Annotated in this window: 27 protein-coding genes; 10 read left to right on the forward strand and 17 right to left on the reverse strand. The window is 68.4% G+C overall.

Annotated features, from left to right (window positions below; translation table 11 throughout):
- Window positions 1-25 precede the first annotated feature (25 nt).
- A complete protein-coding gene (locus tag GGQ80_RS06805) occupies window positions 26-1,207 on the reverse strand; it encodes a molybdopterin molybdotransferase MoeA (RefSeq protein ID WP_183983145.1) in 1,182 nt (393 codons plus the stop codon).
- The gene (locus GGQ80_RS06810) at window positions 1,204-1,875 is read right to left on the reverse strand and encodes a peptidylprolyl isomerase (RefSeq protein WP_183983146.1); all 672 of its coding nucleotides are present in this window, start codon (window positions 1,873-1,875) and stop codon (window positions 1,204-1,206) included. Before GGQ80_RS06810 ends, GGQ80_RS06805 begins: the two co-directional genes overlap by 4 nt.
- A gap of 175 nt (window positions 1,876-2,050) precedes the next feature.
- Here GGQ80_RS06810 and GGQ80_RS06815 point away from each other — a divergent pair, with 175 nt between their 5' ends.
- Complete coding sequence (locus GGQ80_RS06815) at window positions 2,051-2,569, forward strand: PilZ domain-containing protein (RefSeq protein ID WP_221364228.1); 519 nt, start codon at window positions 2,051-2,053, stop codon at window positions 2,567-2,569.
- A 7-nt stretch (window positions 2,570-2,576) separates the two neighbouring features.
- Here the strand turns inward: GGQ80_RS06815 and GGQ80_RS06820 are convergent, their stop codons facing one another.
- The 5 genes from GGQ80_RS06820 to GGQ80_RS06840 are packed head-to-tail and all read right to left on the reverse strand — an operon-like array spanning window position 2,577 to window position 5,898.
- Entirely contained in the window at window positions 2,577-3,038 is a 462-nt protein-coding gene (locus GGQ80_RS06820; protein ID WP_183983148.1) for a GNAT family N-acetyltransferase, read from the reverse strand.
- Between the two features lie 40 nt (window positions 3,039-3,078).
- Window positions 3,079-3,546, reverse strand: coding sequence for a cyclic pyranopterin monophosphate synthase MoaC (gene moaC / locus GGQ80_RS06825; protein ID WP_183983149.1), 468 nt, complete (start codon window positions 3,544-3,546; stop codon window positions 3,079-3,081).
- A complete protein-coding gene (gene trpC, locus GGQ80_RS06830) occupies window positions 3,543-4,325 on the reverse strand; it encodes an indole-3-glycerol phosphate synthase TrpC (RefSeq protein WP_183983150.1) in 783 nt (260 codons plus the stop codon). Before trpC ends, moaC begins: the two co-directional genes overlap by 4 nt.
- Window positions 4,322-5,317, reverse strand: a complete 996-nt coding sequence (trpD, locus tag GGQ80_RS06835) for an anthranilate phosphoribosyltransferase (protein WP_183983151.1) — start codon at window positions 5,315-5,317, stop codon at window positions 4,322-4,324. Before trpD ends, trpC begins: the two co-directional genes overlap by 4 nt.
- Window positions 5,314-5,898, reverse strand: a complete 585-nt coding sequence (locus GGQ80_RS06840) for an anthranilate synthase component II (RefSeq protein ID WP_183983152.1) — start codon at window positions 5,896-5,898, stop codon at window positions 5,314-5,316. Before GGQ80_RS06840 ends, trpD begins: the two co-directional genes overlap by 4 nt.
- A 146-nt stretch (window positions 5,899-6,044) precedes the next feature.
- On the opposite strand from GGQ80_RS06840, the gene GGQ80_RS06845 reads away from it, so the two are divergent.
- Window positions 6,045-6,455: a hypothetical protein gene (locus GGQ80_RS06845; RefSeq protein WP_183983153.1), complete on the forward strand. Its 411-nt coding sequence runs from the start codon at window positions 6,045-6,047 to the stop codon at window positions 6,453-6,455.
- 121 nt (window positions 6,456-6,576) lie between these two features.
- Here the strand turns inward: GGQ80_RS06845 and GGQ80_RS06850 are convergent, their stop codons facing one another.
- Window positions 6,577-8,070 carry an anthranilate synthase component I family protein gene (locus GGQ80_RS06850; protein ID WP_183983154.1) on the reverse strand — a complete coding sequence of 498 codons (1,494 nt, stop codon included), beginning with the start codon at window positions 8,068-8,070 and terminating at the stop codon, window positions 6,577-6,579.
- Window positions 8,071-8,209: 139 nt separating this feature from the next.
- Window positions 8,210-10,156 carry a peptidylprolyl isomerase gene (locus GGQ80_RS06855; protein WP_183983155.1) on the reverse strand — a complete coding sequence of 649 codons (1,947 nt, stop codon included), beginning with the start codon at window positions 10,154-10,156 and terminating at the stop codon, window positions 8,210-8,212.
- 114 nt (window positions 10,157-10,270) lie between these two features.
- On the opposite strand from GGQ80_RS06855, the gene tpiA reads away from it, so the two are divergent.
- Both tpiA and GGQ80_RS06865 read left to right on the forward strand, forming a co-directional pair.
- Window positions 10,271-11,020, forward strand: a complete 750-nt coding sequence (gene tpiA / locus GGQ80_RS06860; RefSeq protein WP_183983156.1) for a triose-phosphate isomerase — start codon at window positions 10,271-10,273, stop codon at window positions 11,018-11,020.
- Between the two features lie 123 nt (window positions 11,021-11,143).
- Complete coding sequence (locus tag GGQ80_RS06865) at window positions 11,144-11,650, forward strand: hypothetical protein (protein WP_183983157.1); 507 nt, start codon at window positions 11,144-11,146, stop codon at window positions 11,648-11,650.
- 27 nt (window positions 11,651-11,677) lie between these two features.
- Here the strand turns inward: GGQ80_RS06865 and GGQ80_RS06870 are convergent, their stop codons facing one another.
- Both GGQ80_RS06870 and GGQ80_RS06875 read right to left on the reverse strand, forming a co-directional pair.
- Window positions 11,678-13,066, reverse strand: coding sequence for a leucyl aminopeptidase family protein (locus GGQ80_RS06870; protein WP_183983158.1), 1,389 nt, complete (start codon window positions 13,064-13,066; stop codon window positions 11,678-11,680).
- Window positions 13,063-14,454 carry a serine hydrolase domain-containing protein gene (locus tag GGQ80_RS06875; RefSeq protein ID WP_183983159.1) on the reverse strand — a complete coding sequence of 464 codons (1,392 nt, stop codon included), beginning with the start codon at window positions 14,452-14,454 and terminating at the stop codon, window positions 13,063-13,065. Before GGQ80_RS06875 ends, GGQ80_RS06870 begins: the two co-directional genes overlap by 4 nt.
- 107 nt (window positions 14,455-14,561) lie before the next feature.
- On the opposite strand from GGQ80_RS06875, the gene GGQ80_RS06880 reads away from it, so the two are divergent.
- The gene (locus GGQ80_RS06880; protein WP_183983160.1) at window positions 14,562-14,705 is read left to right on the forward strand and encodes a lmo0937 family membrane protein; all 144 of its coding nucleotides are present in this window, start codon (window positions 14,562-14,564) and stop codon (window positions 14,703-14,705) included.
- Between the two features lie 121 nt (window positions 14,706-14,826).
- Here the strand turns inward: GGQ80_RS06880 and rimO are convergent, their stop codons facing one another.
- The gene (rimO, locus tag GGQ80_RS06885) at window positions 14,827-16,158 is read right to left on the reverse strand and encodes a 30S ribosomal protein S12 methylthiotransferase RimO (protein ID WP_183983161.1); all 1,332 of its coding nucleotides are present in this window, start codon (window positions 16,156-16,158) and stop codon (window positions 14,827-14,829) included.
- An 84-nt stretch (window positions 16,159-16,242) separates the two neighbouring features.
- On the opposite strand from rimO, the gene GGQ80_RS06890 reads away from it, so the two are divergent.
- Both GGQ80_RS06890 and GGQ80_RS06895 read left to right on the forward strand, forming a co-directional pair.
- Window positions 16,243-17,331 (forward strand): anhydro-N-acetylmuramic acid kinase, encoded by a 1,089-nt coding sequence (locus tag GGQ80_RS06890; protein ID WP_183983374.1) that lies wholly within the window; start codon window positions 16,243-16,245, stop codon window positions 17,329-17,331.
- 314 nt (window positions 17,332-17,645) lie between these two features.
- Window positions 17,646-18,299 (forward strand): Npun_F0296 family exosortase-dependent surface protein, encoded by a 654-nt coding sequence (locus tag GGQ80_RS06895; protein ID WP_183983162.1) that lies wholly within the window; start codon window positions 17,646-17,648, stop codon window positions 18,297-18,299.
- 99 nt (window positions 18,300-18,398) lie between these two features.
- On the opposite strand, the gene GGQ80_RS06900 is transcribed toward GGQ80_RS06895, so the two are convergent.
- The 5 genes from GGQ80_RS06900 to GGQ80_RS06920 all read right to left on the reverse strand — a co-directional run bounded on the left by GGQ80_RS06900 (window position 18,399) and on the right by GGQ80_RS06920 (window position 22,313).
- Complete coding sequence (locus GGQ80_RS06900; protein ID WP_183983163.1) at window positions 18,399-19,577, reverse strand: vWA domain-containing protein; 1,179 nt, start codon at window positions 19,575-19,577, stop codon at window positions 18,399-18,401.
- 42 nt (window positions 19,578-19,619) lie between these two features.
- Window positions 19,620-20,162 carry a CHAP domain-containing protein gene (locus GGQ80_RS06905; protein WP_246346923.1) on the reverse strand — a complete coding sequence of 181 codons (543 nt, stop codon included), beginning with the start codon at window positions 20,160-20,162 and terminating at the stop codon, window positions 19,620-19,622.
- 86 nt (window positions 20,163-20,248) lie between these two features.
- Window positions 20,249-20,761, reverse strand: a complete 513-nt coding sequence (locus GGQ80_RS06910) for a serine O-acetyltransferase (RefSeq protein ID WP_221364229.1) — start codon at window positions 20,759-20,761, stop codon at window positions 20,249-20,251.
- Window positions 20,758-21,612, reverse strand: a complete 855-nt coding sequence (locus tag GGQ80_RS06915) for an AAA family ATPase (protein ID WP_183983165.1) — start codon at window positions 21,610-21,612, stop codon at window positions 20,758-20,760. Before GGQ80_RS06915 ends, GGQ80_RS06910 begins: the two co-directional genes overlap by 4 nt.
- A gap of 38 nt (window positions 21,613-21,650) precedes the next feature.
- Window positions 21,651-22,313 carry a DUF6975 family protein gene (locus GGQ80_RS06920; protein ID WP_183983166.1) on the reverse strand — a complete coding sequence of 221 codons (663 nt, stop codon included), beginning with the start codon at window positions 22,311-22,313 and terminating at the stop codon, window positions 21,651-21,653.
- A 195-nt stretch (window positions 22,314-22,508) separates the two neighbouring features.
- Between GGQ80_RS06920 and GGQ80_RS06925 the strand changes: the two genes are divergently transcribed.
- The 3 genes from GGQ80_RS06925 (at window position 22,509) to GGQ80_RS06935 (ending at window position 26,604) form a co-directional block, all read left to right on the forward strand.
- Window positions 22,509-24,737, forward strand: coding sequence for a S9 family peptidase (locus GGQ80_RS06925; RefSeq protein ID WP_183983167.1), 2,229 nt, complete (start codon window positions 22,509-22,511; stop codon window positions 24,735-24,737).
- Window positions 24,737-25,498 (forward strand): hypothetical protein, encoded by a 762-nt coding sequence (locus GGQ80_RS06930; protein WP_183983168.1) that lies wholly within the window; start codon window positions 24,737-24,739, stop codon window positions 25,496-25,498. Before GGQ80_RS06925 ends, GGQ80_RS06930 begins: the two co-directional genes overlap by 1 nt.
- A 77-nt stretch (window positions 25,499-25,575) precedes the next feature.
- Window positions 25,576-26,604 (forward strand): aspartate-semialdehyde dehydrogenase, encoded by a 1,029-nt coding sequence (locus tag GGQ80_RS06935; protein WP_183983169.1) that lies wholly within the window; start codon window positions 25,576-25,578, stop codon window positions 26,602-26,604.
- Window position 26,605: the final 1 nt, after the last annotated feature.

The raw sequence follows: 26,605 nt of genomic DNA on the forward strand, positions 1-26,605 counted from the left end.
CTTCTAGTGAACGCCTGCGCCCCCGTCAAGCGATGACGAGGATTTCCGCCGAGTCGCCTTCCGCGGCCGCCGAAGCGTGCGGCGGCCGGACGATCAGGCATGTCGATCGTGCGAGCGTCAGCAGCATCGAACTGTCCTGGATGGTCGAGGCATAGGCCCGGCCATCGCGCACTTCCGCCCGCAGATAATCGGTGCGCGGGCCATTGGCGGGCAGCGCTTCGCCGAGGATGGCGACGGTCGACAGCGGCAGCGGATCGGCCGCCCCGGCGAGGTGGGCGACGAGCGGGCGGACGAACAGCAGCGCGGTGACGAAGGCCGAGACGGGATTGCCCGGCAGGCCGAGCACGACCGCGTCGCCGAGGCGGCCGGCCATCATCGGCTTGCCCGGCCGGAGGGCGATCCGCCAGAAGTCGAGGCTGCCGCCGGCCGCCTCCAGCGCTGGCCGGACGAGATCATGGTCGCCGACCGAGGCGCCGCCGGTGGTGACGAGCAGGTCGGCATCGACCGCAGCGAAGGCGGTGGCGAGCGCGTCGAGGTCATCGGGCAGGATGCCGAGCGGCACCAGATCGACGGGCAGGTCGGCCAGCATCGCGGCGAGCATCGGCGAGTTGGATTCGGGGAGCGACAGCGGATCGGCGAGGGTGCCGGCGGGGACCAGTTCGTTGCCCGTCGCGGCGATCGCGACCCGGACGCGGCGACGCACGGTCGCTTCGGCGACGCCGCCGGTGATCGCGACGGCGAGCCGGGCGGGCGTCAGCCGCTGGCCGGCCGCGACCAGCGTGTCGCCGGCCGAGAAGTCGAGCCCGCGGCGGCGGACATTGGCGGTGAGGCGGGGCGGGCCTTCGCCCATCAGGGTGAGCGTCGCGCCATCGCGACCCGCCTCTTCCTGCACGAGCACGGTGTCGGCGCCCGCCGGCATCACGGCGCCGGTGAAGATGCGGGTGGCCTCGCCCGTCTCGACCCGACCGGCAAAGGGGGCGCCCGCCGCGCTTTCGCCGATCACCTGCCAGGGGCCGGGGAGGTCGGCGTAGCGGATCGCATAGCCGTCCATCGCCGACAGGTCGGCGGCGGGCTGGGTGCGGCGGGCATGGAGATCGGTGGCGGCCCAGCGGCCGGCGACGGCGGTGATCGGCAGCGTCTCGGTGGCGACCGGGCTGACGAGCGCGAAGAGGCGTGCCTGCGCCTCGGCGACGGGGACGAGGCTCATCGAGCGGGCTTCGCCGACACGGGCTTCTTGACCTCGAGCCAGGGTTTGACGCGGCCGGTGGGGTGCGGGGTGCCGTTCAGCCGCTTGGCGCTGATGAGCCGGATCGGGCGCAGCAAAAGCTGGCCCCCCATGCCGCCGCCGGTGGGGAGGGCGAGGATGCGCTTGACCGTGTCCATCCCGGCGATGACGCGGCCGAACGCGGCATAGCCGGGCGACTGCGGGCCGGCGTCCATCGCCGGCATCGGACCGACGGTGATGAAGAAGTTGCCGCCCGCCGACCCGGCCTCGGCACGCCGCGCCATCGAGATGGTGCCGTCGAGGTGGCGCAGGCCGGTCTTCGCCGTGGTTTCGAGCGGGAAGGCGGGGAGGATGCGCTGCGCATCGGTGCGGATCCCGCCCTGGACGAAGCCGAACTTCGGCGCGAGGCGGCTGCGCGCGGCGCGATAGAACCAGACGCCGTCGAAGCGACCGTCGTCGACATAGGCGAGAAAGTTGGCGGTGGTCGCTGGCGCCCGCCGGGTGTCCAGCGCCAGCGTGATCGCGCCGACGCCGGTCGTCAGCCGGACGCGCACGACCGCGGGTTCGCGCGGGCGGGCAGCGGGAGCGCCGGTCGACACGGCGGTGAGGATCAGCGCCAGAACGGCGCGGGCGATCGAGCGAAACGTCATGGCGTGGGCGGTAGGCCGCTTGCCGTCGGTCGGCAACGACAGTGCGCTATCGTACTATCAATACATATCATGGGATAAATATCGCGGCAGCGCCCCTGCACTTAACGTTGTGTTTTCCCCTGGCGTGTCAGGGGAGGCTCCTTCGTCGACCACCAGAGGGGGCGTGACAGTGTTGATGACCGCCCTGCAATCGGGCTTGCGACCACGCGAGCCGCGCGTGAAGGTCGTCGTGCCCTGTCGGATGAACGTCAACGGCGCGTGGAGCGACGCGTGTATCCACAATGTTTCGTCGCGCGGACTGCTGGTCGCCGGGGCGAAAGGCGCGCCGGCGGTCGGCAGCTATGTCGACATTCGCCGCGGGTCGCTGGTCATGATCGGCCGCGTCATGTGGCAGAAGGACCGGTTCTTCGGCGTTCGCGTCCAGGACAAGGTCAACGCCCGGGCGCTCGTGGCCGAACCGCGCGGGCGGCGCAAGGCGAGCCGCGACGGGAGCGAGGTATCGCGGAGCGCACGCGCCCTCGCGCACGAAGGCAATGTCGCGCGGCGGGTGGAGCGGAGCCGCGCCATTGCGGCGGCGTTCCAGTCGTCGCTGCTGGTCCTGGGCGGCGGCGGTGCGGCGGTGTTCGTCGCGCTCGAAGTCTATGAGGCGCTGGCCGCGCCGATGGAGACGGTGAGGCAGGCAATGGGGGGCTGAGCGGGCATCAGCCGAGCCGATAGACCTTCTGCACGATGCCAGGAGGTTTGTGATAGGTCGTGAAGCCCATCGCTGCGTAATAGGCGAGGCCGGTCGCATTGTCGGCGCCGATATAGGCATCGATCGCCTCGATCCCTGCTGCCGTTGCGGCCGCCAGGCTGGCGGCGAACAGCGCCTTGCCGACGCCCTGGCGGTGGGCGTCCGGACCGATGTGGGTGCCGATGATGCCCCACCCGTCGGGAACGTGGTAGCGATTGCCGGGCGTCGCCCGAACGAGCGACTGGAAGCCGAGCAGCCTATTGGAGTCGCTGACCGCGACGCTGCAACGGATGCCGGTGAAATTGTCGATATATTGCGCGAGAACGAACGCGATGTCGCCGGGTCGTTCGCGGCCGCTCGCCGCGATGATGGCGCGAAGGACACGGCTCATCTCGGCAGCATCGGCCGATGTCGCAGCACGAATCAACATCCTGAGCGATCCCCATCCCCAGTCTGCGTAAGTACGGGGCCTAGCCGCGTACCCAATCACCAGACTTTCCACCGCTTTTCGCAAGCAGCTGAACCGCATCGATGACCATCGTCCGGTCGACCGCCTTGGCCATGTCGTAGATCGTCAGCAGCGCGACCGAGACGGCGGTCATCGCCTCCATCTCGACCCCGGTCTTGCCCTCGGTGGCGGCGGTCGCCGTCGCTTCGATGCCGTCGTCGGTGAAGGCGAGGTCGAGGCTGACGCGGCTAAGCGGCAACGGATGGCAGAGGGGGATCAGGTCGCCGGTGCGCTTCGCCGCCATGATGCCGGCGACGCGGGCGACGGCGATGACGTCGCCCTTCGCGGCGGCGCCGGTGCGGATCGCGTCGAGCGCCTCGGCGCTCATGCGGATGTGGCCCCGGGCGGTCGCCTCGCGCCGGGTCACCGACTTGCCGCCGACGTCGACCATATGCGCGGCGCCAGCCGCGTCGAGGTGGGTCAGGCTCATCCCTGGAGCAGTGTTCGGGTGGCGGCGGCGACGTCGTCCTGGCGCATCAGCGCCTCGCCGACGAGGAAGCAGTGGACGCCGCGCGCCATCATGTCGGCGACGTCGGTGTGGGTCATGATCCCACTCTCGGTGACGAGCGTCGTGCCCTCGGGCGCGCGGCCCATCAGTTCTACGGTGCGGGCGAGATCGACCGAGAAATCGCGCAGGTCACGGTTGTTGATGCCGATCAGCCGCGACTTCAGCCGCGCGGCGCGCTCCATCTCCGCCGCGTCGTGGACCTCGACGAGCACGTCCATGCCGCAGTCGTTCGCCGTAGCCTCTATCTCGGCCATCTGGCCATCGTCCAGCGCCGCGACGATGATGAGGATCGCATCGGCGCCGATGCTGCGCGCCTCGTGTACCTGCCACGGATCGACCATGAAGTCCTTGCGCAGGACGGGCAGCGAACAGGCGGCGCGGGCGGCCTTCAGATAATCGTCGCAGCCCTCGAACCACTTCTCGTCGGTCAGGACCGAAAGGCAGGCGGCGCCGCCTTCCTCATAGGCGCGGGCGAGGGCGGGGGGATCGAAGTCGGCCCGGATCAGCCCTTTCGAAGGGCTGGCCTTCTTGATTTCGGCGATCAGCGCCGGCTGGCCAACGCGGGCGTCGAGCGCGGCGCAAAAGCCGCGCGGGGCGGTGGCGGCGTCGATCCCGGCGTCGAGATCGGCGAGGCTGGTCGTACACTTGCGTGCCGCGACCTCCGCCTTTTTGGTTTCGATGATTCGGGTCAGGACGTTCATGCGTAGGCGATCCAGGCGTCGAGCAGGCGCGCGGCGGCACCGGTGTCGATGGCAGTGGCGGCGCGGCTCGCCGCGTCGGCAAGATGGGTATCGGTGCCCGCCAGCACCAGCGCGGCGGCGGCGTTGAGCAGCACCGCGTCGCGATAGGCGTCATGCTCGCCATCGAGCAGCGTGCGCAGGCGCCGGGCGTTGTACACCGGATCGCCGCCACGGATCGCGGCGAGCGGATGGCGGGGGAGGGCGGCGTCGTCGGGTGTGACGTGGCGAGGCAGCGCGGCGCTGCCGATCGAGACGACGATGCTGGGGCCCGCGCCCGACAATTCGTCGAGCCCCTCTTCGCCCGACACGACGAACGCCGCTTCGGTGCCGAGCTGTTCCAGCGCCTTGCCATAGAGCGGGGCATAGTCGGGCCGGGCGATGCCGATCAGCTGGCGGGTGACGCGCGCTGGGTTGGCGAGTGGGCCCATCAGGTTGAAGATCGTCCGGCGACCGATGCGGCGGCGGATCGGGGTGATGCGGCGCATGACCGGGTGGTGGTTGGCGGCGAAGAGAAAGCAGATGCCGAGATCGCGCAGCGTCGCCTCGGCGAGCGCCCCGGCGCGCTCCATGTCGAGGCCCAGCGCCTCAAGCGTGTCGGCGGCACCGGCCTTCGACGAGGCGGCGCGGTTGCCGTGCTTGGCCACCGGCACGCCGGCGGCAGCGACGACGAGCGACACCGCGGTCGAGACGTTGAGCGTGTGATGGCCGTCGCCGCCGGTGCCGCACACGTCGATCGCGCCCGCGGGGGCATCGATCGGCACCATCCGCTCGCGCAGCGCGCGGGCCGCCTCGGCAATCTCGATCGAGGTCTCGCCGCGGTCGGCGAGCGCGATCAGGAAGTCGGCAACGGCGTCTTCCGAGGTGCGGGCATCGAGCAGGTCGGCGAACGCCTGACGCGCCGATTCGCGCGCCAGCGGCGTCGACGGGTCGGGCAACAACGCGACGGTGGTCACGCCAGTGCCTTCACGGGAAGGCCGGCAATACGGAGGAAATTGGCGAGCATCGCATGACCATGCTCGGTCGCGATGCTTTCGGGATGGAACTGGACGCCGTGGATCGGCAGCGTGGTATGGCGGAAGCCCATGGTCACGCCATCGTCGCTGCGCGCGTTGACGACGAGCGTCTCTGGCACGTCATTGACGATCAGCGAATGGTAACGCGTCGCGGTGAAGGGGGAGGGCAGGTCGGCGAACAGCCCGGTGCCGTCATGCTCGATCGGCGAGGTCTTGCCGTGCATCAGCCCGCCGCGTTCGACCCGGCCGCCGAAATACTGGCCGATCGCCTGATGCCCCAGGCAGACGCCGAGCAAGGGCCGCCCCGCATCGGCGGCGGCAGCGACCAGATCAAGGCTGACGCCCGCCTCGCTTGGCGTGCAGGGGCCGGGCGAGATCAGGAACGCTTCGGCACCGGACGACAGCGCCTGCCCCGCGGACATCGCGTCATTGCGCACGACCTCGACCGCCGCGCCCAGCTCCTTGAGGTAGTGGACGAGGTTCCAGGTAAAGCTATCGTAATTGTCGATCACCAGGATCATCGCGCCGCCATAGCCGATGGCAGCGACTTCGCAACGATTGTTGCCGCGCTGCAATGCCGTGGTGACACGACGGGTGTGAGACCGCGTTCAGCGCGGAGCCAGCGGCGCCGTGGAACGTTATGTCGAAGGACCAAGGAGATGCCCCCATGTTACGCGTCGTGATCGCTGCCGCCCTGCTCGCCTCGCCGGCGATCGCCGCGGCGCAGGATACCCAGGCGGAGAGCGGCCAGCCGCCGCAGCGCGTGCGCAGCGTCACGCTGTCGGCGGGGCAGAAGTGCCCGCCGTCGACCTCGACCGAGGTCGTGGTGTGCTCGACGCTCGACCAGCCCTATCGCATTCCCAAGCAGTTCCGCGACGATGGCCCGATTGCAGCGAACAACCAGAGCTGGGTCAATCGGACGGCAACGATGGACCAGGTGAGCCGGGTCAACGGCGGTCTGCCGAACACCTGTTCTGTGGTGGGCACGGGCGGGCAGACTGGCTGTTCGCTGGTTGCCGGGCGGCAGTGGATCGCCGAGCGGCAGGCGCAGCAGCGCACCGAGTCGACGGTTCCTTAAACCGGAATCTTCGTCACCCCGGCCTTGAGTCGGGGCCCCGCTGTCTTCTCCTTACTCGTTGGATAAAAGCGGGACCCCGGCTCGAGGCCGGGGTGAAGGGGATTTGAATCGGGCGTCAGGATTACTGACCGTATGCGGGGGCGCCAGCCCGCTCCACAGCCTCGCGCGCCGCGGCCAGAATGGCGCCCGCCTTGGCCTCGCACTCACGCTGTTCATAGGCGGGAATGCTGTCGGCGACGATGCCAGCGCCGGCCTGGGCGTGGATCGTGCCGTCCTTCACGACCGCGGTCCTGAGCACGATGCACGAATCCATCGAGCCGTCCGGCGAGAAATAGCCGACGCCGCCGGCATAGGCACCGCGGCGCTCGGGCTCTAGCTCGGCGATGATCTGGCAGGCGCGGACCTTGGGTGCACCCGAGACGGTGCCGGCGGGAAAGCCGGCGAACAGCGCGTCGAGCGAATCGCGGTCGCTGGCGAGCGCCCCGGTGACGTTGGAAACGATATGCATGACGTGGCTGTAGAATTCGACGCCGTAGCTGGCGGTAACGCGGACGCTGCCCGGCTCGGCGGCGCGGCCGACGTCGTTGCGGCCGAGGTCGAGCAGCATCAGATGCTCGGCCCGCTCTTTGGGGTCGGCGAGCAGGCTGGCACGGTTCGCCTCGTCCTCCGCTGCGGTCGCGCCGCGCGGGCGGGTGCCGGCGATTGGGCGGATCGTCACCGCGCCGTCGCGGACGCGGACGAGGATTTCGGGGCTCGACCCGATCAGTGCGAAGCCGGGCAGGTCGAGGTGATAGAGATAGGGCGACGGGTTGATCCGGCGCAGCGAGCGGTACAGCTCGAACGCCGGCAGCGGGAAAGGCGCCGAGAAGCGCTGTGCGAGGACCACCTGGAAGATGTCGCCGGCGCGGATGTATTCGCGCGCGGTTTCCACCATCTCGGCGTAGCGTTCAGGCGGGATCGCCGGAGTGTAGGCCGGCGGCGTCAGCTCGGCACGGACCGGCGGCGGCAGCGAGGCCGAGGCGAGCGCTGCGGCGACCAAGTCGAGGCGCTCCTCGGCGGCGGCCATCAGCGCATCGGGTTCGCCCTCAACTGGCCAGACCGGGGCGACGAGGTACAGCGCATCGGCGAGGCGATCGAACACCAGTACCACCGTCGGGCGCACGAACAGCATGTCGGGCAAGCCGAGCGGATCGGCATCGGGCTGCGGCAGGGTTTCGACGAGACCGACGGTTTCATAGCCGAAATAGCCGACGAGGCAGGCGAGCGCGCGGGGCAGTTCGGGCGGCACCTCGCCGCGGCATTCCTCGACCAGGCTGCGCAGCGCGGCGAGCGTCGGGGCGCCGGCGGGGGCGAAGGCGTCGCGGTTCGTCGACCAGTGGCGGTTGATCTCGGCGACGTCGCCGTGGGCGCGGAAGACGAGGTCGGGGGCGAGGCCGATCAGGCTGTGGCGGCCACGCGTCGCACCGCCCTCGACCGATTCGAGCAGGAAGTCGCCGCGGCCGGGCTCGATCAGCTTGAGCGCGGCGGCAACGGGAGTGTCGGTGTCGGCAACCTGCCGGCGCCACAAGAACGCAGGGCGGCCGGCGGCGAGCTGGGCGCGGGGGTCGGGCGGCATTAAATCCTCCCCGGCACGGGGAGGGGGACCAGCCGCACACCGGCGAGTGGCGGGCGAGTCGCCTGTGGGGAACCCCCTCCACCATCGGCTGGCGCCGATGGTCCCCCTCCCCGTGCCGGGGTGGACTTGCGCGGCATCATCAGTTCGGGCCGCCGGCGCCGGTTAGGTCGGCGCGGGTGCGGGCGACGGCACCCTTGTCGATCTTGACGCCAACGCTGTCGCGAACGGCGCGGACGAACTGTGCGGCATATTCGCGGCCGATCCCGCCGGCGAGCGAGCGGCGCGCGTCGGCGACGAAGGCGGGGTTGGCGGCGGCGTTGGCGGCGTCGATCCGATCGAGGCGGACGACGTACCAGCCGCTGCCGTCGGGCGCTTCGATTAGCTTGGCCTGGCCGCGGTCCATGCTGAACATCAGGACGAGCGGGCCGGCCGCGGCACGCGGGTTGGAGGCCAGTTCCGCACGCGATGCCGCCAGCGGCTGCGGCGCGGGCAGCGAGCGGCCGGTGCCCGACAGCGCCTGCGCGAGCGGCGTGCCCTTGTTGACCTTGGCCACCACGTCGGCGGCGATCCGGCGCGCCTCGGCACGGGCGCGGTCCTGGCGGAAATCGCGGTCGACCTGGGCGCGGACGTCGGCGAGCGCGCGGGGCGTCGGCTGAGTCAGCGACCCGATGCCGACCAGCGCGAAGCTGCCGTCGGGGCCGGTCTGCACCATCTGCGGCGAATCGCCCTCTTGAAGCTGGAAGCCGGCGCTGACCACGGGGGCGAGCGCGGGATCGGGCTTGGCGTCGGGCTTCAGCGGATCGATGCCCTGCGCGGTGATCGCGGGGGTCGACTGCGCGGTCAGCTTCTGGTCGGCGACCGCTTCGTCGAAGGTGGCGTTGTTCGAGAGCGAATCGTCGATCGCGTTGCGCACCGCGGTGAGCGCGTCGAGCGTCTTCTGCTTCGTCAGCTCGGCGACGAGCTCGGGCTTCGCCTGGTCGAGCGACTTGCCGGCGACCGCCTCGATCGAATCGACCTTGGCGACGATCCAGCCGATGCCGCCGCGTATCGGCCCGACAACTGCGCCGCGCTGGGCGGCGAACACCGCGTCGGCGACCTGGGCCGAGGTGGTGCCGGCATAGGCGGCCTTGTCGACGCCCGCCTGGGTCGACGGCTCGAGCCCGGCAGCGCGGGCGGCGTCGCCGATCGGTGTGCCCGCCTTCACCTTCGCGGCGAGCGCATTGGCACCGGCCTGGTCGAGGACGGTGACCTGCGTGATCGTGCGCTTCTCGCTGGCGGCGAAGCGCGCGCGATTGTCGTTATAGGCCTTGGCGATCTCGGCGTCGGTCGGCGCGACGCGGCCGGCGACCGCGGCGGGGCCGACGAGCGCGTATTTCAGCACGCGCCGTTCCGGCAGGGTGTAGCGCGCAATGTTGCGGCGATAGAAAGTCTGAAGCTCGGCGTCGGTCGGCGCCGCGCCGTTCGCGACCGCGGCGGCGGGGATCAACGCTGCCTGGCCACTACGCTTTTCGAGCAGCAGCGCGGCATAGGGCAGCGCGATGCCTTCGGGCAGGTAGCGGGCCGACAGGGCGGGGCGGAGCAGCTGCTGCCCGATCATGTCGCGCGCGATGTCGGCACGGACCTGGCGGTCGCTGAGCCGGCGTTGCGCCAGGAGCTGCTCGTAGATGCGCTGGTCGAACTGGCCGGTGGGACCCTGGAGACCCGGCAGACTGGCGATCTGGCCGTCGACGAGGCGCTTGCTGATCTGCATCCCGGCGGCGTGGCCGAACTGGTCGAGCGCGAGGCCGTTGATCACCTGGTCGAGCGTAGCGTCGAGCCCGCCCTGCGCGGCGAAGTCGGCGACGGTGACGCTCGGCTGCTGCTGGCGGATCGCGTCGATGCGGGCGCCCACGGCGGTCTTGAAGTCGGCGACCGACACCGCGCCCTTGCCCACCGTCGCGACATTGCTGCCCGTCAGGCTGCCGCCGGACGGCCGAAGCCCGGTGACGTCGCCCGCCGCGAAGGCAAGGGCGATGACGCCGAGGACGACGAAGGTCACGACGATGCCGGCCTTTGAATTGATGATCCGGCGGAAAAAGCTGAGCATGGGCGTCCGTTGCGGCCGACAGGGAGGAGCGACGCTTTACGGGCCACCTCGCTTGCCATCAAGCGCCCGCCGCGCCATCGCCCTTCGTAACGAGAGTCGAGACAGGGGAACGGGATGACGAGGCGCACGCTGATTGCGGGCAATTGGAAGATGAACGGGTCGCTGGCGGCGCTCGGCGAGCTCGAGGCGATCGCCGCCGCAGCGGCGGCGGCGCCGGGCATCGATGTCGAGGTGGCGGTGCCCGCCACGCTGATCGCGGCGGCGGCACAGCGCGTACCCGCGCTCAAGATCGGTGCCGAGGATATCCACGAGGAGGACAGCGGCGCGCATACCGGCTGCGTGTCGGCACCGATGGTGAAAGAGGTCGGCGCGCAGTTCACGATCGTCGGCCATTCGGAGCGTCGGTCGGACCAGCACGAGACGAGCCACGACGCCTATATGAAGGCGGCGGCGGCTCACCGGCACGGGCTGTCGGTCATCATCTGCGTCGGCGAGACCGAGGCGGAGCGGCTGGCAGGACGGGCCGAGCGGGTCGTGCAGGCGCAGCTCGAGAAATCCGTCCCCGACGATGGCGACGCATCGTGGCTGAGCATCGCCTATGAACCGCGCTGGGCGATCGGGACGGGGCGGACGCCGAGCCATGAGGAGATCGAGGCGATGCACGCGATCGCGCGCGCCAAGGTGCGCCAGATGATCGGCGACACCGCGCTCGACATGCGCATCCTGTACGGCGGGTCGGTGACGGGGGACAATGCGGGGTCGATCCTGGCGCTGGACAATGTCGACGGTGCGCTGGTCGGCGGCGCGAGCCTGACCGCCGCCAAGTTCGTGCCGATCATCGAAGCGGGGGCCAAGGGACGCTGAAATACTGCGGTCCGGCGGGTGGATATGGCCGCTGCGTGACAAATGATGGCTGTCGCGCCGTCGCCCCTTGGCGGCGCGGCTCTGCATCCCGACTAGAGCCTGCATGTCCGACAGGAGTGATCGATGCAGATGAAGCTATTGACGGCGGCGGCGATGTTGGCGGCGGTCGGCCTCGGCACGCTGGTGTCGTGCGGCGAGGCGCCGAGCACGCACATGGGACCCGACGGCAATGGCGTGTCGCTGCGCAACCTGGCCGACACGCCAGTCGCGATCGACAAGGACGAGCAGCCGCGCCGGCTGATCCAGGGAACGCTGGTGCCGACGCCGTCGGACACCAGGTCGCGCCACTACCTGCTGCGCGAGCGCAAGGCGTTGAACGGCACGATCATCGCGGTGCTGCGCGAGGAACGGGGCGAGCGGGTCGCCTATTCGCGGGTCGAGGTCGATTGCCAGCGACGGCTGTTCCATGTGCTGGGCGTCGGATCGTCGCGCGCCAAGGTCGAGGTAACGCGCGCCTATGACGGGCCGCTTCGCTCGATCGAGGGGTTGCCGCTTCGCCAGGAGCTGGCGGCGTTCGTCTGCGAGCGATCGAAAACACCGCTGGCGCCGGCGCCCTCTTCGCGGATTTGATCCCGCAGCGTCCAGCGTGAGAGCCCGCTATGGTCGGGCGTAGCGCTTCTGGAGGACGGCGAAGGCGGCACGTAGAGCGTAGGCGTCGCCGCCCTTCGGCCGGCCCGCCTTGGCGGTGGGCCGCCAGGCGAAGACGTCGAGGTGCGCCCAGGCGGTGTCCTTCGGCACGAAGCGGCGGAGGAAGAGCGCGGCGGTGATCGCGCCAGCGAAGCCGCCCTCGGGCGCGTTGACCATGTCGGCGATGTCGGACTTCAGCAGCTCGTCGTACGCATTCCAGAGCGGCAGCCGCCACATCGGATCGTGGAGCTGCTCGCCAGCGCCTAGCAGATCGGCGGCGAGGGCGTCGTCGTCGGTGAACAACGGCGGCAGGTCGGGGCCGAGCGCGACTCGGGCGGCGCCGGTAAGCGTCGCGAAGTCGAGGATCAGCTCGGGCTGGTCCTCGCCCGCCTTGGTCAGCGCATCGCCGAGGATCAGGCGGCCTTCGGCGTCGGTATTGGTGTTCTCGACGGTCAAGCCCTTGCGGGTCCTGAGCACGTCGCCGGGACGGAAGGCGTTGCCCGCGATGCTGTTCTCGACCGCGGGAATGAGGAGGTGGAGGCGGACCGGCAGACGCGCCTCCATGACGAGGCCGGCGAGCGCGAGCACATGCGCAGCGCCGCCCATGTCCTTCTTCATCAGCCGCATGCCCGCCGAGGGCTTGATATCGAGGCCGCCGGTGTCGAAGCACACGCCCTTGCCGACCAACGCGATGCGCGGGTGCGAGGGATTACCCCATTCCACCTCGATCAGCCGCGGCTGGCGGTCGCGCGCAGCGGCCTGGCCGACCGCGTGGATCATCGGATAGCCCGTCGCCAGCGCGTCGCCGCGAGTGACGGTAAGGGTTGCGCCGTGGCGCTTGGCGAGTGCGTCGGCCTCCGCCTCGAGCTGTTCGGGGCCGAGGTCGCCGGCACCGGTGTTGACGAGGTCGCGGACCCAGGCGGTCGCCTTGGCGAGGCGAACGGTCTCGTCGATATGGGCAGGATCGTCGGTCAGCAGCACGCGCGGGCCGACGTCGCCGCCCGCGGCGTAGCGGGTGAAGCGGTGCTGGGCGAGCAGCCAGCCGAGCCCGGCGGCCCCGACCGGGCCCTCGGCGAGGCGATAGTGACCCTCGGGCAACCCAGCGCCGAGTGACGCGATCCGCCAGGGAGATGTCACCGCTTCGTTGCAGACGAGCAGCATCGACCAGTCGTCTGGGGATTCGCCTGGCAGGACGGCACGGTCGCCGGGCTTGCCGGTCAGGCGGTGCGCGGCGACGGTGGTGCGGATACGCTGGGGCTGGTGCGCGAGCCAATCCGCCCAGCGATCTGGATGGACGACGTGGATGAGATGCGCGGGCTGGCCGCGATCGGGCTGGAGCAGGGTGGCGAAGTCGGTCATTGGACGGGCGCCACCAGGAACTGCTCGAAGCGGCCGTTCTCGCCCGGCTCGCTAAAGGTGCTGAGCGACAGGGTGCGATCGGGATAGGTGATGCGATAGCTGCGCAGGACGAAGCCGCCGCGCAATCTCATCGTGCCGCGTTGGGTGAAGCCGGTGGGCTCGCCAAGCGCCGACAGGCTGGAACGGTAATCCGCCTGTGCCGCCGGCGTGAAGTAATAATTGGCGTTGTCGGTCAGGCGGCTGCGGTCGAGCGTGCCGGTGCGCAGCTGGTCGTAGACGGCGCGGGCGCGGGTGAGCGCGGCGGTGTCGGCGGCGCTGGCGGGGGCGGCGGGTAGCACCGCCTTGACGATGCCGTCGGTGATGCGGCCGGTGGCGTCGCCGAACCAGCTGTTGGTCAGGACGACAACGGCGGCTTTCTGGTCGGGGAAGACGATGTTTTCGGAGAGGAAGCCGACCGCCTCGCCGCTATGCTCGACATAGCGGCGGCCGTCGCGCGTGCCGGTCTGCACGCCGAGGCCATAGCCGTTGGTGGTGCCGTCGACGAGCTTCACCGGCGTTTCCTGCGCCTGCCAGTCGTCGGTGGGCAGCAGCGCACGGTCGATCCGCGCGACGTCCCATTTGGCGAGATCCTCGGCACTCATCGACAGCTCGCCGGCGGCGTAGAGCCAGCCGCGCGCCGCGGGCTTCTCGACGCGGACGGGGCCGAGCGCGTAGCGGCCATAGCCCTGGGGAAAGCCGGGGCCGACCGCGAGATCCTGGTCGAGCGCGCGGATGTCGAGTGGCTTGAAGACGCGCTGCTGGAGGAAGGCGAGCAGCGGCATGCCAGCGACCTTCTCGACGATCAGGCCGGCGACGACATAGCCGGTGTTGGAATATTGCCACTGGGTGCCGGGCTCGAAATCGAGCGGCTTCTTCGCCCAGCGATCGACGATGTTCTGCGGCGTGGTGGGGGTCGCCATCGCCTTGAAGCTATAGTCCTGCGGCCAATAGTCCTGCAGGCCCGAGGTGTGGGCGAGCAGCTGGCGCAGCGTGATGCGGTCACCGCCGGTAATGCCGGGGAGATATTGGCCGACCTTATCGTCGAGGCTGAGCTTGCCGTCGTCTTCGAGCAGTTGCAGCGCGGTAGCGGTGAACTGCTTGGAGATCGAGGCGATCTGATAGGGCGCCTTCGCATCGGCGGTGCCGCCGCGCTCGGATTGCTTGCCATAGGCCTTGGCGAACACGGTCCGGCCGCCGCGCACCACCGCGACCGAGGCGGAAGGCGTGCCCGACGCCTTCAGCGCATCGGCGACGACGGTGTCGATCTGGGCCGTTTCCTGTGGGGTGAGCGACTGGGCGGCGAGCGAGGCGGGCGCGAGGAGCGCCGCCGCGAAGAGGATTGGCTTCATCGCCGGCGGTTCAAGCAGAAGCATTGACCTAGTGCAACCGGGGGAACGAACGCTGGCGGACCAAGTTTGTTACAGCCGAGCAATGTTCTGTTACGAGGAGGACCGTCATGCTGTGGACCATCGTCGTTATCCTGCTGATCCTATGGGCGCTTGGCTTCACGCTGCACGTCGGCGCGGGCCTGATCCACATCCTGCTGGTCGTCGCGTTGATCGTCGGGCTGGTACAACTTTTCAGCGGACGGCGGGTCTGACGGCCCTGCAGCATGTGAAGCCGTCATCCTGAACTTGATTCAGGATCTCAGGCGGGGGAGCCCGCTCGTGGCCTGAGATGCTGAAACGAATTCAGCATGACGGGGGGATGAGTTGAAAGATTCAGTGGACGGGCACGCCGTAGAGGTCGTGCTCGTCGGCGTCTTCGATCACCACCGGGGCGATGTCGCCGACGGCCAGGTGGCCGGCATCGCGCAGGAAGACCTCGCCGTCGATTTCGGGTGCGTCGGCCTTGGAGCGGGCGGTGGCGCCGCCTTCCTCGTCGACGGCATCGACGATGACGTCGAGGGTGCGGCCGACCTTGGCCTGGAGCTTAGCGGCGGAGATCGCCGCCGTCTTTTCCATGATCCGCGCGTAGCGTTCTTCCTTGAGCGCGTCGGGGACATGGTCGGGCAGCACGTTGGCGCTGGCGCCCTCGACGGGTTCGAAGCGGAAGGCGCCGACGCGGTCGAGCTGCGCCTCGTCGAGCCAGTCGAGGAGGTACTGGAAATCCTCCTCGGTTTCGCCGGGAAAGCCGACGACGAAGGTCGATCGGATCGCGATGTCGGGGCAGATGCTGCGCCACTGATGGATACGCTCGAGCACGCGGGCGTCGTTGCCGGGGCGCTTCATGCGGCGCAACACCGACGGCGCGGCATGCTGGAACGGTATGTCGAGATAGGGGAGCACCAGCCCCTCCGCCATCAGCGGGATGACCTGGTCGACGTGGGGATAGGGGTAGACATAATGTAGCCGTACCCAAGGCGCGATCTGGCCGAGTTCGCGGGCAAGATCGGTCATGTGGGGCACGACCTCTCGTCCCTTCCAGGCGCGCAGTTCCTTGCGGATATCAAGGCCGTAGGCGGAGGTGTCCTGGCTGATGACCAGCAGCTCGCGCGTGCCGGCGGCGACCAGCTTCTCCGCCTCGCGCAGGATCGCGTCGGGGCGGCGGCTGACCAGATCGCCACGTAAGGACGGGATGATGCAGAAGGAGCAACGGTGGTTGCAGCCTTCCGAGATCTTCAGATAGCTGTAGTGGCGCGGCGTCAGCTTCAGCCCGGCATCGGGGATGAGATCGAGATAGGGCGACAGGTTCGCGGGCGCGGCGGCGTGGACCGCCTCGACGACCTGCTCATATTCGTGCGCGCCGGTGATCGCGAGCACATCGGGGAAGCGGGCGCGGATCGCCTCGGCTTCCTTGCCCATGCAGCCGGTCACGATGACGCGGCCATTCTCTGCAATCGCCTCGCCGATCGCCTCCAGGCTTTCCTCCTTGGCGCTGTCGAGGAAACCGCAGGTGTTGACGAGCACGACGTCGGCGCCGGCATAGTCGGGCGACATCTGATAGCCGTCGGCGCGCAGCTGGGTGAGGATCCGTTCGCTGTCGACCAGGTTCTTGGGACAGCCGAGCGACACCATGCCGACACGCGGCGGAGAGGGGAGTTGGGTTGCCATGGGACGGCCCGCACATAATGCGAGCCGGCCCGATTTGCCAGCCGCCCGCATTGCTGGGATGGAAGCGGCATGGCTGGAGAACGGATGCTGGCGATCGGGCTGATGTCGGGGACATCGCTCGACGGGATCGATGCGGCGCTGATCGAGACCGATGGCGACGCCTATGTGAAGCCGCTGGCGTTTCGCGGCGAGCCCTATTCCGATGCGGCGCGCGCGCAGCTGGCGGCGGCGACGGTGACGGCGCTCACCTATGACAAGCCGCGGCCGAGCCCCGAGATCGTCGCGGCGACCGAGTTGCTCGACCGGGCGCATGTCTTCGCGGTCCACAAGCTGCTGCGCGAGGCAGGTGTGGATGCGGCCGACGTCGGGGTGATCGGCTATCACGGGCAGACGGTGGCGCATCGCCCCGACCGCGGCTGGACCTGGCAGATCGGTGACGGCGCGGTGCTGGCGCAGGCGACGGGCATCACCACGGTCAGCGACCTGCGGAGCGCCGATGTCGCGGCGGGCGGACAGGGGGCGCCGCTGCTGCCGGTATATCACCGCGCGCTGACGGCCGGGCTGGAGAAGCCGGTGGCGGTGCTGAACCTGGGCGGGGTCGGCAACATCACCTTCGTCGGCAGCGACGGCGCGCTGATCGCGTTCGATACCGGGCCGGCGAACGGGCTGGTCGATTCGTGGGTCGAGGCGACGACCGGAGCCAGGTTCGACGCCGACGGCGCGCTGGCGGCCGGCGGGCGGGTCGACGAAGCGGTGCTGACCGCGATGCTCGATCATCCCTATTTCGACTCGCCGGCGCCCAAGTCGCTCGATCGCAGCGACTTTACCGTCCAGCCCGCGCGTGGCCTGTCGCCGGCGGACGGCGCGGCGACGTTGACCGCATTCACCGCCGAGTCGGCTGCCCTGGCGCTGCGGCAACTGCCCGAGCGACCGCGGCGGCTGATCGTGGTCGGCGGCGGGCGGCTCAATCCGGTGATGTTGGCGATGATCGGCGATCGCACCGGGCTTTCGCCGGAAGCGGGCGAGTCGCTCGGCTGGAACGGCGATGCGACCGAGGCCGAGGGCTGGGCCTATATGGCGGTGCGCGCGCTTGGAGGTGAGCCGATCAGCTTTCCCGGCACCACCGGCGCGCCGAAACCGATGACCGCAGGCAAGATCAATCCGGCCGCTTGACGGGTGCTAAGCCGATCGGCGGGGGAAGCTTTCCTGTCTTCAACCTGCCGTTTCTCACAGGCTGACCCATTTTGGGTCATTCGTGTTGCTGCAGTGCAACAGGCGGAAAACGCGAAACTCGCGGCAATCCGCTGATTTCGGTCCATTCAGCAACGCTTAAGCTGCGATACCATGATCGAAAAAAGAGCGTTACTAAGTCGTTAACGGTGGTATGAAGGGGCGGTCGCAACGAGAGGGGCAATTCGCATCAAGCGGAGACCTCACGGACACCAAACTCAGGCTGTTTCACAGCCAAATAACGGGGCATACTCATCATGAAGAAGCTTTCTCTCGCGATCGTGGCAGTCGCCGCCATCGCCGCTGCTGCGCCGGCGAGCGCGACCGTCCTCGGCACCTACACTCCTGCCGGTGCGTCGACGTCGAGCAACGGCACGCTGCTGCAGACCTTCAACTCGTGCACCAGCACGAGCTGCACCGGCATGTCGGGCACCTTCTCGATCCTGACGCCGCCGGCGAACTCGAATGGCGCGCCGCCCGCCAGCTCGAATCCCGCGGGCACGCCGTATCTGTCGGTTCTCGCCAACAACAGCGCGACCTACACCTTCGCGAGCCCGGTTTCGGCCTTCCAGTTCGACTGGGGTTCGATCGACACGTACAACACGCTGGTCGTGAACTACGTCGGCGGCTCGAAGACCTTCGTCCCGGGCTCGACCGACTTCAACAACACCGTCGCAAACGGCAACCAGACCTCGTCGCAGACCAACGGTCTGTTCCGCGTGTTCGGTACGGCTGGTGAGCAGTTCACCAGCGTCACGTTCCAAAACGGTAACCAGAACTCGTTCGAGGTCGACAACATCGCAGCGGTTCCCGAGCCGGCGACCTGGGCGATGATGGTTCTCGGCTTCGGCGCAGTCGGCTTCGCCGCTCGCCGTCGCTCGAAGGTTGCTGGCCGCGTCGTCGCTGCCTAATCTTCGGACCTGATGAAGGAGCCGCCGGTGAGCGATCACCGGCGGCTTTTTCATGTCTGGAGGCTATCGGACGAGGCGAATGCCGCTTCGTCGGCCATCTCAGCGCTTGCGCGTCAGCTCGCGCATCGCGTCGTCGAGACCAGTCAGCGTCAGCGGGTACATGCGGTCGTTCATCAACCGGCGCATGATCGCGATCGACTGCGAATAGCCCCATTGCGCCTCGGGGATGGGATTGAGCCAGGCGGCGGCGGGGTAGGTGGTCGTCAGCCGCTGAAGCCAGACCGCGCCCGCTTCCTCGTTCATATGCTCCACCGAGCCGCCGGCGTGGGTGATCTCATAGGGGCTCATCGACGCGTCGCCGACGATGACCAACTTATAGTCGTGGCCGAACTTGTGGAGGACATCCCAGGTCGGCGTCCGTTCGGTGAAGCGGCGGCGGTTGTCTTTCCACAGCCCCTCGTACGGGCAGTTGTGAAAGTAGAAGAATTCGAGGTTCTTGAACTCGGCCGTCGCGGCGGAAAACATCTCCTCGCACAACGTCACCCACGGATCCATCGACCCGCCGACGTCGAGGAATAGCAACAGCTTGACCGCGTTGCGGCGCTCGGCGCGGAAGCGGACGTCGAGCCAGCCCTGGCGGGCGGTGCCGTCGATCGTGCCGTCGATGTCGAGTTCGTCGGCCGCGCCCTCGCGCGCGAAGCGGCGCAGGCGGCGTAGCGCGACCTTGATGTTGCGGGTGCCGAGCTCGCGCGTCGAATCGAGGTTCCTGAAGGCGCGCTGGTCCCAGACCTTGATCGCCTTGCCGTGGCGCGACTCGCCGCCGATGCGGACGCCTTCGGGGTTGTAGCCGCCGTTGCCAAACGGGCTGGTGCCGCCGGTGCCGATCCACTTGTTGCCACCCTGGTGGCGACCCTCCTGCTCGGCGAGGCGCTGTTCGAGCGCAGCCATAATTTCGTCCCAGGAACCGAGCGACTCGATCGCGGCCATCTCTTCCGGTGTGAGGTGCTTCTCGGCGATGGCGCGCAGCCAGTCGGCGGGGAGTTCGACGCGATTTTCGGCGAAGCTGATCGCGATGCCGCGGAATACCTTGGCGAAGACCTGGTCGAAGCGATCGAGTAGGCCCTCGTCCTTCACATAGGTCGCGCGGGCGAGATAGTAGAATTGCTCGGGCGTGCGATCGATCACCTCCTCGTCGAGCGCGCGGAGGAGGACGAGATGCTCCTTCAGGCTTGCGGGGATGCCGGCGGCGCGCAACTCGTCGAGGAAAGCGAGGAACATGGCGGCCAGCCTAGGCCGTCGTCGCGGACGGGGGAAGCGGGGTCAGCGCGCGTAGGCGTCGATCAGCGCGGCAATATCGTCCGGGTTCTTGCCCGACAGGCCGGGCGCGGCCTTGGCGGCGCCGGGATAGATGAAGCCCTCGACCGGATAGACGCTGCCACCGAGACCCTCTACGCCGAGATACCAGACCTTCACCTGGCTCCAGTCGTTGGCGGGCGAGACGTCGAACAGCGTCACGTCCTGCTCGGTATGGCCGCGCTCGCCATTCTGGCGCGACCAGTTGGCATGGGTGAGCATGACGACGCGCTTCTCGACGACGCGGCTGATGACCGCGACATGGCCGAGCGGCAAACGCGCGGTCCTGGCGAAGACGATGACCGAGCCGACGCGGGGCGTGTGCGCGCGGACGTAGCGACCGGCGGCCTGGGACCACCAGGTCCAGGCATCGCCGAAGATCTGGATGCCCGACGCCGCGCGGGCGAAGGGGACGCACTGGCCGACATAGTCGAGCAGGCCGGCGTGCGCACCGGCAGGCAAAGCCAGGGCACCCGCCGCGATCGCTGCCATGATCCCCTTGTATCGCATCGCTCGCCTGTCTGACGCCGGGATGGTTGCCGCCAGGTTAGCAGAGCGGCGATTCGTCAGGCAAGTCGTCCGCCGTGCGTTGCCCGTCAGCGGCGATAGCCGATGCAGCGCGCCGGGACCCCGACCATGATCGCGCCGGGCTCGACATCCTTGGTGACGACCGCGTTGGCGCCGATCAGCGCGTGGTCGCCGATGGTGACGGGACCGATGATCTTCGCGCCGGCGCTGACGTCGACATGGCCGCCGAGGCGCGGTGCGCCTTCGCGCCGGCCGTCGACACCCAGCGTCACCTGCTGCATCAGCAGGCAGTTGGGGCCGATGACGCTGGCGGGAAACACGACGATCCCATTCGGATGCGGCATGATGAGGCCGCCCGCGATCGTCGCCTCCGGCGGGATGTCGGCCTGGGTCACGATCGACCAGAAGCGATAGCGCAGCACGATCAGCTTACGCCCGATCGATCGCCGGCCGGTGGTTCGCTGCATATCACGAAGCGCCGCGAGGAAGCGTCGCGAGGGATCCCAGCGGGTCGTCGGTCGCTCGCGCGTCCAGTCGGGCTCGGTAGCCGAGACGACGGGCGCCGCGGGCTGGTCGATCACGGCCGATTCTGCTGGCGCTTCGCCATGAAGGCGAGGCGTTCGAACAGCATCACGTCGGCCTCGTTCTTGAGCAAGGCGCCGTGGAGCGGCGGGATCGCCTTGGTGGGATCGCGGTTCTGCAGCGTTTCGAGGGGCATGTCCTCGTGCAGGAGTAGCTTCAACCAGTCGAGCAGCTCGCTGGTCGAGGGCTTTTTCTTGAGGCCGGGGACGTCGCGGACGTCGTAGAAGATGTCCATCGCCTTCGACACCAGGATCTTCTGGATGCCGGGGAAGTGGACGTCGACGATCGCCTGCATCGTGTCGCGATCGGGGAATTTGATATAGTGGAAGAAGCAGCGGCGCAGGAAGGCGTCGGGCAGCTCTTTTTCGTTGTTGGAGGTGATGACGACGATCGGCCGCTCGACCGCGCGCACCGTCTCCTTCGTCTCGTAGACGTGGAATTCCATCCGATCGAGCTCCTGTAGCAGATCGTTGGGAAATTCGATGTCGGCCTTGTCGATCTCGTCGATCAACAGCACCGGCGGCTTGGGCTGGGTGAATGCCTCCCATAATTTGCCGCGGCGGATGTAGTTGCCGATGTCGTGGACGCGCGGATCGCCGAGCTGGCCGTCGCGCAGGCGGGCGACGGCGTCATATTCGTAGAGGCCCTGCTGCGCCTTGGTCGTCGACTTGACGTTCCATTCGATCAGCGGCGCGCCGACCGCCTTCGCGATCTCGTAGGCGAGCACGGTCTTGCCGGTGCCCGGCTCGCCCTTGACGAGGAGCGGGCGGCGGAGGGTGACGGCCGCGTTGACCGCGACCTTCAGATCGTCGGTGGCGACGTAGCTCTGCGTACCTTCGAAGCGCTGCATGTCCGCGGGATGGCGGATCGCGGCGCCCGGTGCAAGCGTCAGGCCGCCTCGCGGGCGCTGGCGCGGGCGTCGAGGAGTTGCCAGAGGCCGCGGTGTTGGGCGAGGACCTGCGCGGCGCCGAAGCTCATGGCCCGCTCCACGGCGGGCAGCTGGGCGAGATCGTCGACGACCATCACGCATTCCTCGACCGAGGGAAGCGCCAGCGCGACGGGATCGATGCCGAAGCGGGCGGCGGCATGGTCGAGCAGGGCGCGGATGGCATGCCAGTCGAGGACGAGCGCAGCGACCGCGCCGGTCGAGCAGCCACGGCGATCGGAGCGGGCGAGCATGTCCATCGCGTGGCGCTGCCCGACCAGGGTCGCATGGGTTTCGGCCTGGCCCGGCGTCGAGGGCAGGGGGCCGGCAGCGGCGGCGAGCTGGGCGAGATAGCCGCGCTCGATGGTGCAGCCGTCGGCGATGCGCTCGATCCAGTCGCACGCATCGGGATGGGCGCGCTGGGCGAGCGCGGTGGCGGCGATGCCGGGATGCTGGCCGTGGACGGCGCACAGCGCATGGATCGCGTCGCACAGGTCGCGCTGGCTGGCGCCGAGCCCCAGCAGGCGTTGCCGCTGCGGCTGCGCCGCCGAGCCATCGGCACCGACCAGCCGGACGAGGGTGTCGCCCGCGTTAGCATGCCAACCAGTCCGTGCGTTATCCAACATGTTACCCCGGATCGTGAACTCGTGCCGCGTCGGCGGGCACGAACTCGGTTGTGAAGCACTGCTCTAACCGAAGCGCGTAAAGACAGGGTTTATGCCGAAATAACCACGCCCTGCGGCTTTACGCGAGGCGACCGGCCCGCGATAACCCGCGCCGTGGCCGGCGTCCGCCGGCCATGGGACTCGCGGAGTGACGGGATGCGCGCATGGTTGCTGGGATTGGCGCTGGCTTCGGTGGGGAGCGCTGTGATGGCCGCTGACGAGGTGGCGAAGCCCGGTGACCTGACCCTGGCCCGTGTCTTCGGCAATCCCGACCTGTCGGGCGCGCAGCCACGCGCGCTGAAGCTGTCGCCCGACGGCACGCTGCTGACGTTCCTGCGCCCGCGCGCCGACGAGAAGGAGCGGCTTGACCTGTGGGCGCGCGACACGCGCAGCGGTGCCGAGCGGATGCTGGTCGATTCGAAGAAGGTCGGATCGGGCGCCGAGCTGTCGGAAGCCGAGAAGATGCAGCGCGAGCGGGCGCGGATCGGCGGCTCGAAGGGCATCGTCGCCTATAATTTCGCGCCGGACGGCAAGTCGATCCTGGTCCCGATCGACGGCGACCTGTTCCTGGCGACGCTCGACGGCAAAACGCGGCGGTTGACGAACACGCCGGGCGGCGAGCTGAACCCGGTGGTGTCGCCCGCGGGCGGCTATGTCAGCTTCGTGCGCGACCAGAATCTGTATGCGCAGCCGCTGGCCGGCGGCGATGCGCGGGCGGTGACGACCGGCGGGGGCGGCACCGTTCACTTCGGCGAGGCGGAGTTCGTCGCGCAGGAGGAAATGCATCGCAGCACGGGCTATTGGTGGAGCCCCGACGATCGCTTCATCGCGGTCGAGCGGTTCGACGAGGCGCCGGTGCCGGTCTTCACCCGCGCAGCGATCGGCGCGTCGGGCACCAAGACGTTCGAGCAGCGCTATCCGGCCGCGGGCACACCCAACGTGCTGGTCGAGCTGTACGTGATGCGTCCCGACGGCAGCGGGCAGGTGAAGGTCGATCTGGGCCGCGACCCCGACATCTATCTGGCGCGGGTCGACTGGACGCCTGACGGGTCGGCGCTGCTGGTGCAGCGCGAGAGCCGCGACCAGAAGACGCTCGACATGTTGCGCGTCGATCCGGCGACGGGCAAGGCGACGGTGCTGTTCACCGAGAAGTCGGGCGCCAGGAGCTGGCTGAACCTGTCCGACGCGTATCGGCCGATGAAGGACGGCAGCCTGATCTGGCGGTCGGAGCGTGACGGCTTTGGCCACCTTTACCGGTTCGACAAGGGTAGGTGGACGCAGCTGACCAAGGGGTCCTGGGTGGTCACCAATCTTGTCGGCGTCGACGAGGGGAAGGGCCGGTTGTGGTTCACCGGCAACAAGGACGACGTCCTCGAGCAGCAGCTCTATTCGGTCGACATCGCTCGCCCCAACCAGATCACGCGACTGACCGAGCGCGGCTGGACCAATGGCGCGACGATGGACGCCGCAGCGACGCGGCTGATCGTGTCGCGCAGCAATCCCAATCAGCCGTCGCAGGTGTTCCTGGCCGATGCGACCGGCAAGCGGCTGGATTGGATCAACGAGAATGCGGTGAAGGCGGGGCATCCCTATTACCCCTATCTCGCCAGCCACCAGCCGACGCAGTTCGGCACGATCAAGGCCGAAGACGGCACGACGCTGTATTGGGAAATGATCACGCCCAAGCTGGAGCCGGGCAAGAAATATCCCGTCTTCTTCCAGCATTACGGCGGCCCCGGCACCGGGCAGCAGGTGACGCGCGGGTGGCAGGGGGCGTTGCCGCAGTATCTGGTCGACCAGGGGTGGATCTTCTTCCAGATCGATAACCGCGGTTCGTACAATCGCGGCAAGGCGTTCGAGGACCACATCTATCACGCGATGGGTACGGTCGAGGTCCAGGATCAGCTCGCCGGCGCCAACTATCTGAAGACGTTGCCGTTCGTCGATGCGACGAAGATCGCGACCTATGGCTGGTCCTATGGCGGCTATATGTCGTTCAAGATGTTGGAGAAGACGCCGGGCGTCTATGCGGCGGCGGTATCCGGTGCGCCAGTGACCGACTGGCAGCTGTACGACACGCATTATACCGAGCGCTATCTGGGCGATCCGCGCAAGGATCCGAAGAGCTACACCTCGTCGGCGGCATGGGCGCAGGCGAGCGAGATCAAGGACCCGCTGCTCGTGATCCACGGCATGTCGGACGACAACGTCTTCCTCGACAACACGTTGAAGGCGGTGGCCGAGATGCAGAAGGCGGATACGCCGTTCGAGATGATGCTGTACCCCGGCTATACCCATCGTGTCGGCGGGCCGGGCGTCAGCGAGCATCTGTGGGGGACAATCCTCGACTTCCTCGACCGCAAGGTGAAGAACAAGGCGAAGTGATGATCCTGGCACTGATGCTCGGCGCGGCCACGCCGTCCGCCGCTTGTACGCTGACGGCGCCGCAGGATTGTGCCTCGGCGGGCGAGGTGCTCGCGGCGCCGGGAGCGGTCGAGGGAATCCGCTCGATCGCGGGGCAGCGCCGAGGCAATTTCCTGCGCGATGGCCTGCCGCTCGTTGCTGACCAGGCGATCGAGGTGTTGCGCGGCATTCCCGAAAAGCCGCGACGGATCGCCAATGGCTGGCTGTTCGGCGCATGCCGGCAGGCGAGCTGCGGCGAGATGGCGGCGGTGATCGTCGACGCGAGGGGCAAGATCGCGTCGTTCGCAGTGCTGCATGGCGCGTGCCCGCTCGACGTCACGCGACCCGGCTGCGCCCGCGCGCTGACGCTGTCGATCTGGGGCGGCAACGATGTCGTCAACTGGCGCGGGTTGTTGACCGACTGGGCGACGCGATACAGCAGCGGCGTGGTCGACAACGTGTTCCTCAACGGCGAGAACGAGCCGGTGATTACGGCGGTCGGCGAATTCGACGGCGACCGCGTACCCGACACGGCGGCATTCGCGGCGTTGGGCGATAGCTGGCAAGTGACGATCAACCGGGGGGTGGAGCCCGGCAAGGCGATCGTGGTGGCGACGACCGCCGATCCGGCAGGCTACACGCTGAAGGCGACGCCGGCCGGGCTGGTCTTTGGCCCGCCGGGGTTGCTGAGCCGCGCGCAATGGAACGGCGCGCGCTTCGTGACGCGAGCGCCAGCGCAATAAAGTTATAGAAATGTCCGCTGGTCTTTGCGTGGAAGCAAGCTAGAGACGCCGCGACGCAGCATATTGGAACGTTGAAGATGGGTTATCGGGTGGTGGTCGCAGGCGCGACGGGCAACGTCGGGCGCGAGATGGTCAACATCCTCGCCGAGCGCGAATTTCCGGCGGACGAGATCGCGGTGCTCGCCTCGTCGCGCTCGACGGGCGACGAGATCGAATATGGCGACACCGGGCGGATGCTGAAGGTGCGCAATATCGAGCATTTCGATCCCGAAGGCTGGGACATCGCGCTGTTCGCGATCGGCAGCGAGGCGACGAAGGTCTATGCGCCCAAGTTCGCCGCCGCCGGCTGCACCGTGATCGACAATTCGTCGCTGTATCGCATGGACCCCGACGTGCCGCTGATCGTGCCTGAGGTGAACGCCGACGCGATCGACGGCTACAGGGCGAAGAACATTATCGCCAACCCCAACTGCTCGACCGCGCAGATGGTCGTCGCGCTGAAGCCGCTGCACGATGCGGCGACGATCAAGCGCGTCGTCGTCGCGACCTATCAGTCGGTGTCGGGCGCGGGCAAGGTCGGCATGGACGAGCTGTTCGAGCAGAGCCGCAACATCTTCGTCGGCGATCCGGCCGAGGCTAAGAAATTCACCAAGCAGATCGCGTTCAACGTGATCCCGCACATCGATAGCTTCCTGGACGACGGATCGACCAAGGAAGAATGGAAGATGGTGGTCGAGACCAAGAAGATCCTCGATCCCAAGATCAAGGTGACCGCGACCTGCGTGCGCGTGCCGGTATTCGTCGGCCATTCCGAAGCGCTCAACATCGAGTTCGAGAACGAGATTTCCGCCGAGGACGCCAAGCGCATCTTGCGCGAGGCGCCGGGCGTGCTGCTGATCGACAAGCATGAGGACGGCGGCTACGTCACCCCGATCGAGAGCGCCGGCGAGGATGCGACGTTCGTCAGCCGGGTGCGCGAGGATCCGACGGTGGAGAATGGCCTGTCCCTGTGGTGCGTCAGCGACAACCTGCGCAAGGGGGCGGCGCTGAACGCGGTGCAGATCGCGGAATTGCTGGGCCGGCGGCACCTGCAGAAGGCGGGTTGAG

It is taken from the genome of Sphingomonas jinjuensis (genome assembly GCF_014197105.1).
In the GTDB taxonomy this organism is placed as follows: domain Bacteria; phylum Pseudomonadota; class Alphaproteobacteria; order Sphingomonadales; family Sphingomonadaceae; genus Sphingomonas; species Sphingomonas jinjuensis.

Bases quoted from the DNA above. Each gene is read 5' to 3' on its own strand.
- rimO (WP_183983161.1), bottom strand. From the start codon at position 16,158: ATGGCAACCCAACTCCCCTCTCCGCCGCGTGTCGGCATGGTGTCGCTC.
- tpiA (WP_183983156.1), top strand. From the start codon at position 10,271: ATGACGAGGCGCACGCTGATTGCGGGCAATTGGAAGATGAACGGGTCG.
- GGQ80_RS06930 (WP_183983168.1), top strand. From the start codon at position 24,737: ATGATCCTGGCACTGATGCTCGGCGCGGCCACGCCGTCCGCCGCTTGT.
- moaC (WP_183983149.1), bottom strand. From the start codon at position 3,546: ATGAGCCTGACCCACCTCGACGCGGCTGGCGCCGCGCATATGGTCGAC.
- GGQ80_RS06820 (WP_183983148.1), bottom strand. From the start codon at position 3,038: ATGTTGATTCGTGCTGCGACATCGGCCGATGCTGCCGAGATGAGCCGT.
- GGQ80_RS06870 (WP_183983158.1), bottom strand. From the start codon at position 13,066: ATGACCGACTTCGCCACCCTGCTCCAGCCCGATCGCGGCCAGCCCGCG.
- GGQ80_RS06915 (WP_183983165.1), bottom strand. From the start codon at position 21,612: ATGCAGCGCTTCGAAGGTACGCAGAGCTACGTCGCCACCGACGATCTG.
- trpC (WP_183983150.1), bottom strand. From the start codon at position 4,325: ATGAACGTCCTGACCCGAATCATCGAAACCAAAAAGGCGGAGGTCGCG.
- GGQ80_RS06880 (WP_183983160.1), top strand. From the start codon at position 14,562: ATGCTGTGGACCATCGTCGTTATCCTGCTGATCCTATGGGCGCTTGGC.
- GGQ80_RS06890 (WP_183983374.1), top strand. From the start codon at position 16,243: ATGCTGGCGATCGGGCTGATGTCGGGGACATCGCTCGACGGGATCGAT.
- GGQ80_RS06905 (WP_246346923.1), bottom strand. From the start codon at position 20,162: ATGCGATACAAGGGGATCATGGCAGCGATCGCGGCGGGTGCCCTGGCT.
- GGQ80_RS06855 (WP_183983155.1), bottom strand. From the start codon at position 10,156: ATGCTCAGCTTTTTCCGCCGGATCATCAATTCAAAGGCCGGCATCGTC.
- GGQ80_RS06900 (WP_183983163.1), bottom strand. From the start codon at position 19,577: ATGTTCCTCGCTTTCCTCGACGAGTTGCGCGCCGCCGGCATCCCCGCA.
- GGQ80_RS06810 (WP_183983146.1), bottom strand. From the start codon at position 1,875: ATGACGTTTCGCTCGATCGCCCGCGCCGTTCTGGCGCTGATCCTCACC.
- GGQ80_RS06850 (WP_183983154.1), bottom strand. From the start codon at position 8,070: ATGCCGCCCGACCCCCGCGCCCAGCTCGCCGCCGGCCGCCCTGCGTTC.
- GGQ80_RS06920 (WP_183983166.1), bottom strand. From the start codon at position 22,313: ATGTTGGATAACGCACGGACTGGTTGGCATGCTAACGCGGGCGACACC.
- GGQ80_RS06895 (WP_183983162.1), top strand. From the start codon at position 17,646: ATGAAGAAGCTTTCTCTCGCGATCGTGGCAGTCGCCGCCATCGCCGCT.
- GGQ80_RS06935 (WP_183983169.1), top strand. From the start codon at position 25,576: ATGGGTTATCGGGTGGTGGTCGCAGGCGCGACGGGCAACGTCGGGCGC.
- GGQ80_RS06875 (WP_183983159.1), bottom strand. From the start codon at position 14,454: ATGAAGCCAATCCTCTTCGCGGCGGCGCTCCTCGCGCCCGCCTCGCTC.
- GGQ80_RS06845 (WP_183983153.1), top strand. From the start codon at position 6,045: ATGTTACGCGTCGTGATCGCTGCCGCCCTGCTCGCCTCGCCGGCGATC.
- GGQ80_RS06805 (WP_183983145.1), bottom strand. From the start codon at position 1,207: ATGAGCCTCGTCCCCGTCGCCGAGGCGCAGGCACGCCTCTTCGCGCTC.
- GGQ80_RS06815 (WP_221364228.1), top strand. From the start codon at position 2,051: ATGACCGCCCTGCAATCGGGCTTGCGACCACGCGAGCCGCGCGTGAAG.
- GGQ80_RS06840 (WP_183983152.1), bottom strand. From the start codon at position 5,898: ATGATCCTGGTGATCGACAATTACGATAGCTTTACCTGGAACCTCGTC.
- GGQ80_RS06925 (WP_183983167.1), top strand. From the start codon at position 22,509: ATGCGCGCATGGTTGCTGGGATTGGCGCTGGCTTCGGTGGGGAGCGCT.
- GGQ80_RS06865 (WP_183983157.1), top strand. From the start codon at position 11,144: ATGCAGATGAAGCTATTGACGGCGGCGGCGATGTTGGCGGCGGTCGGC.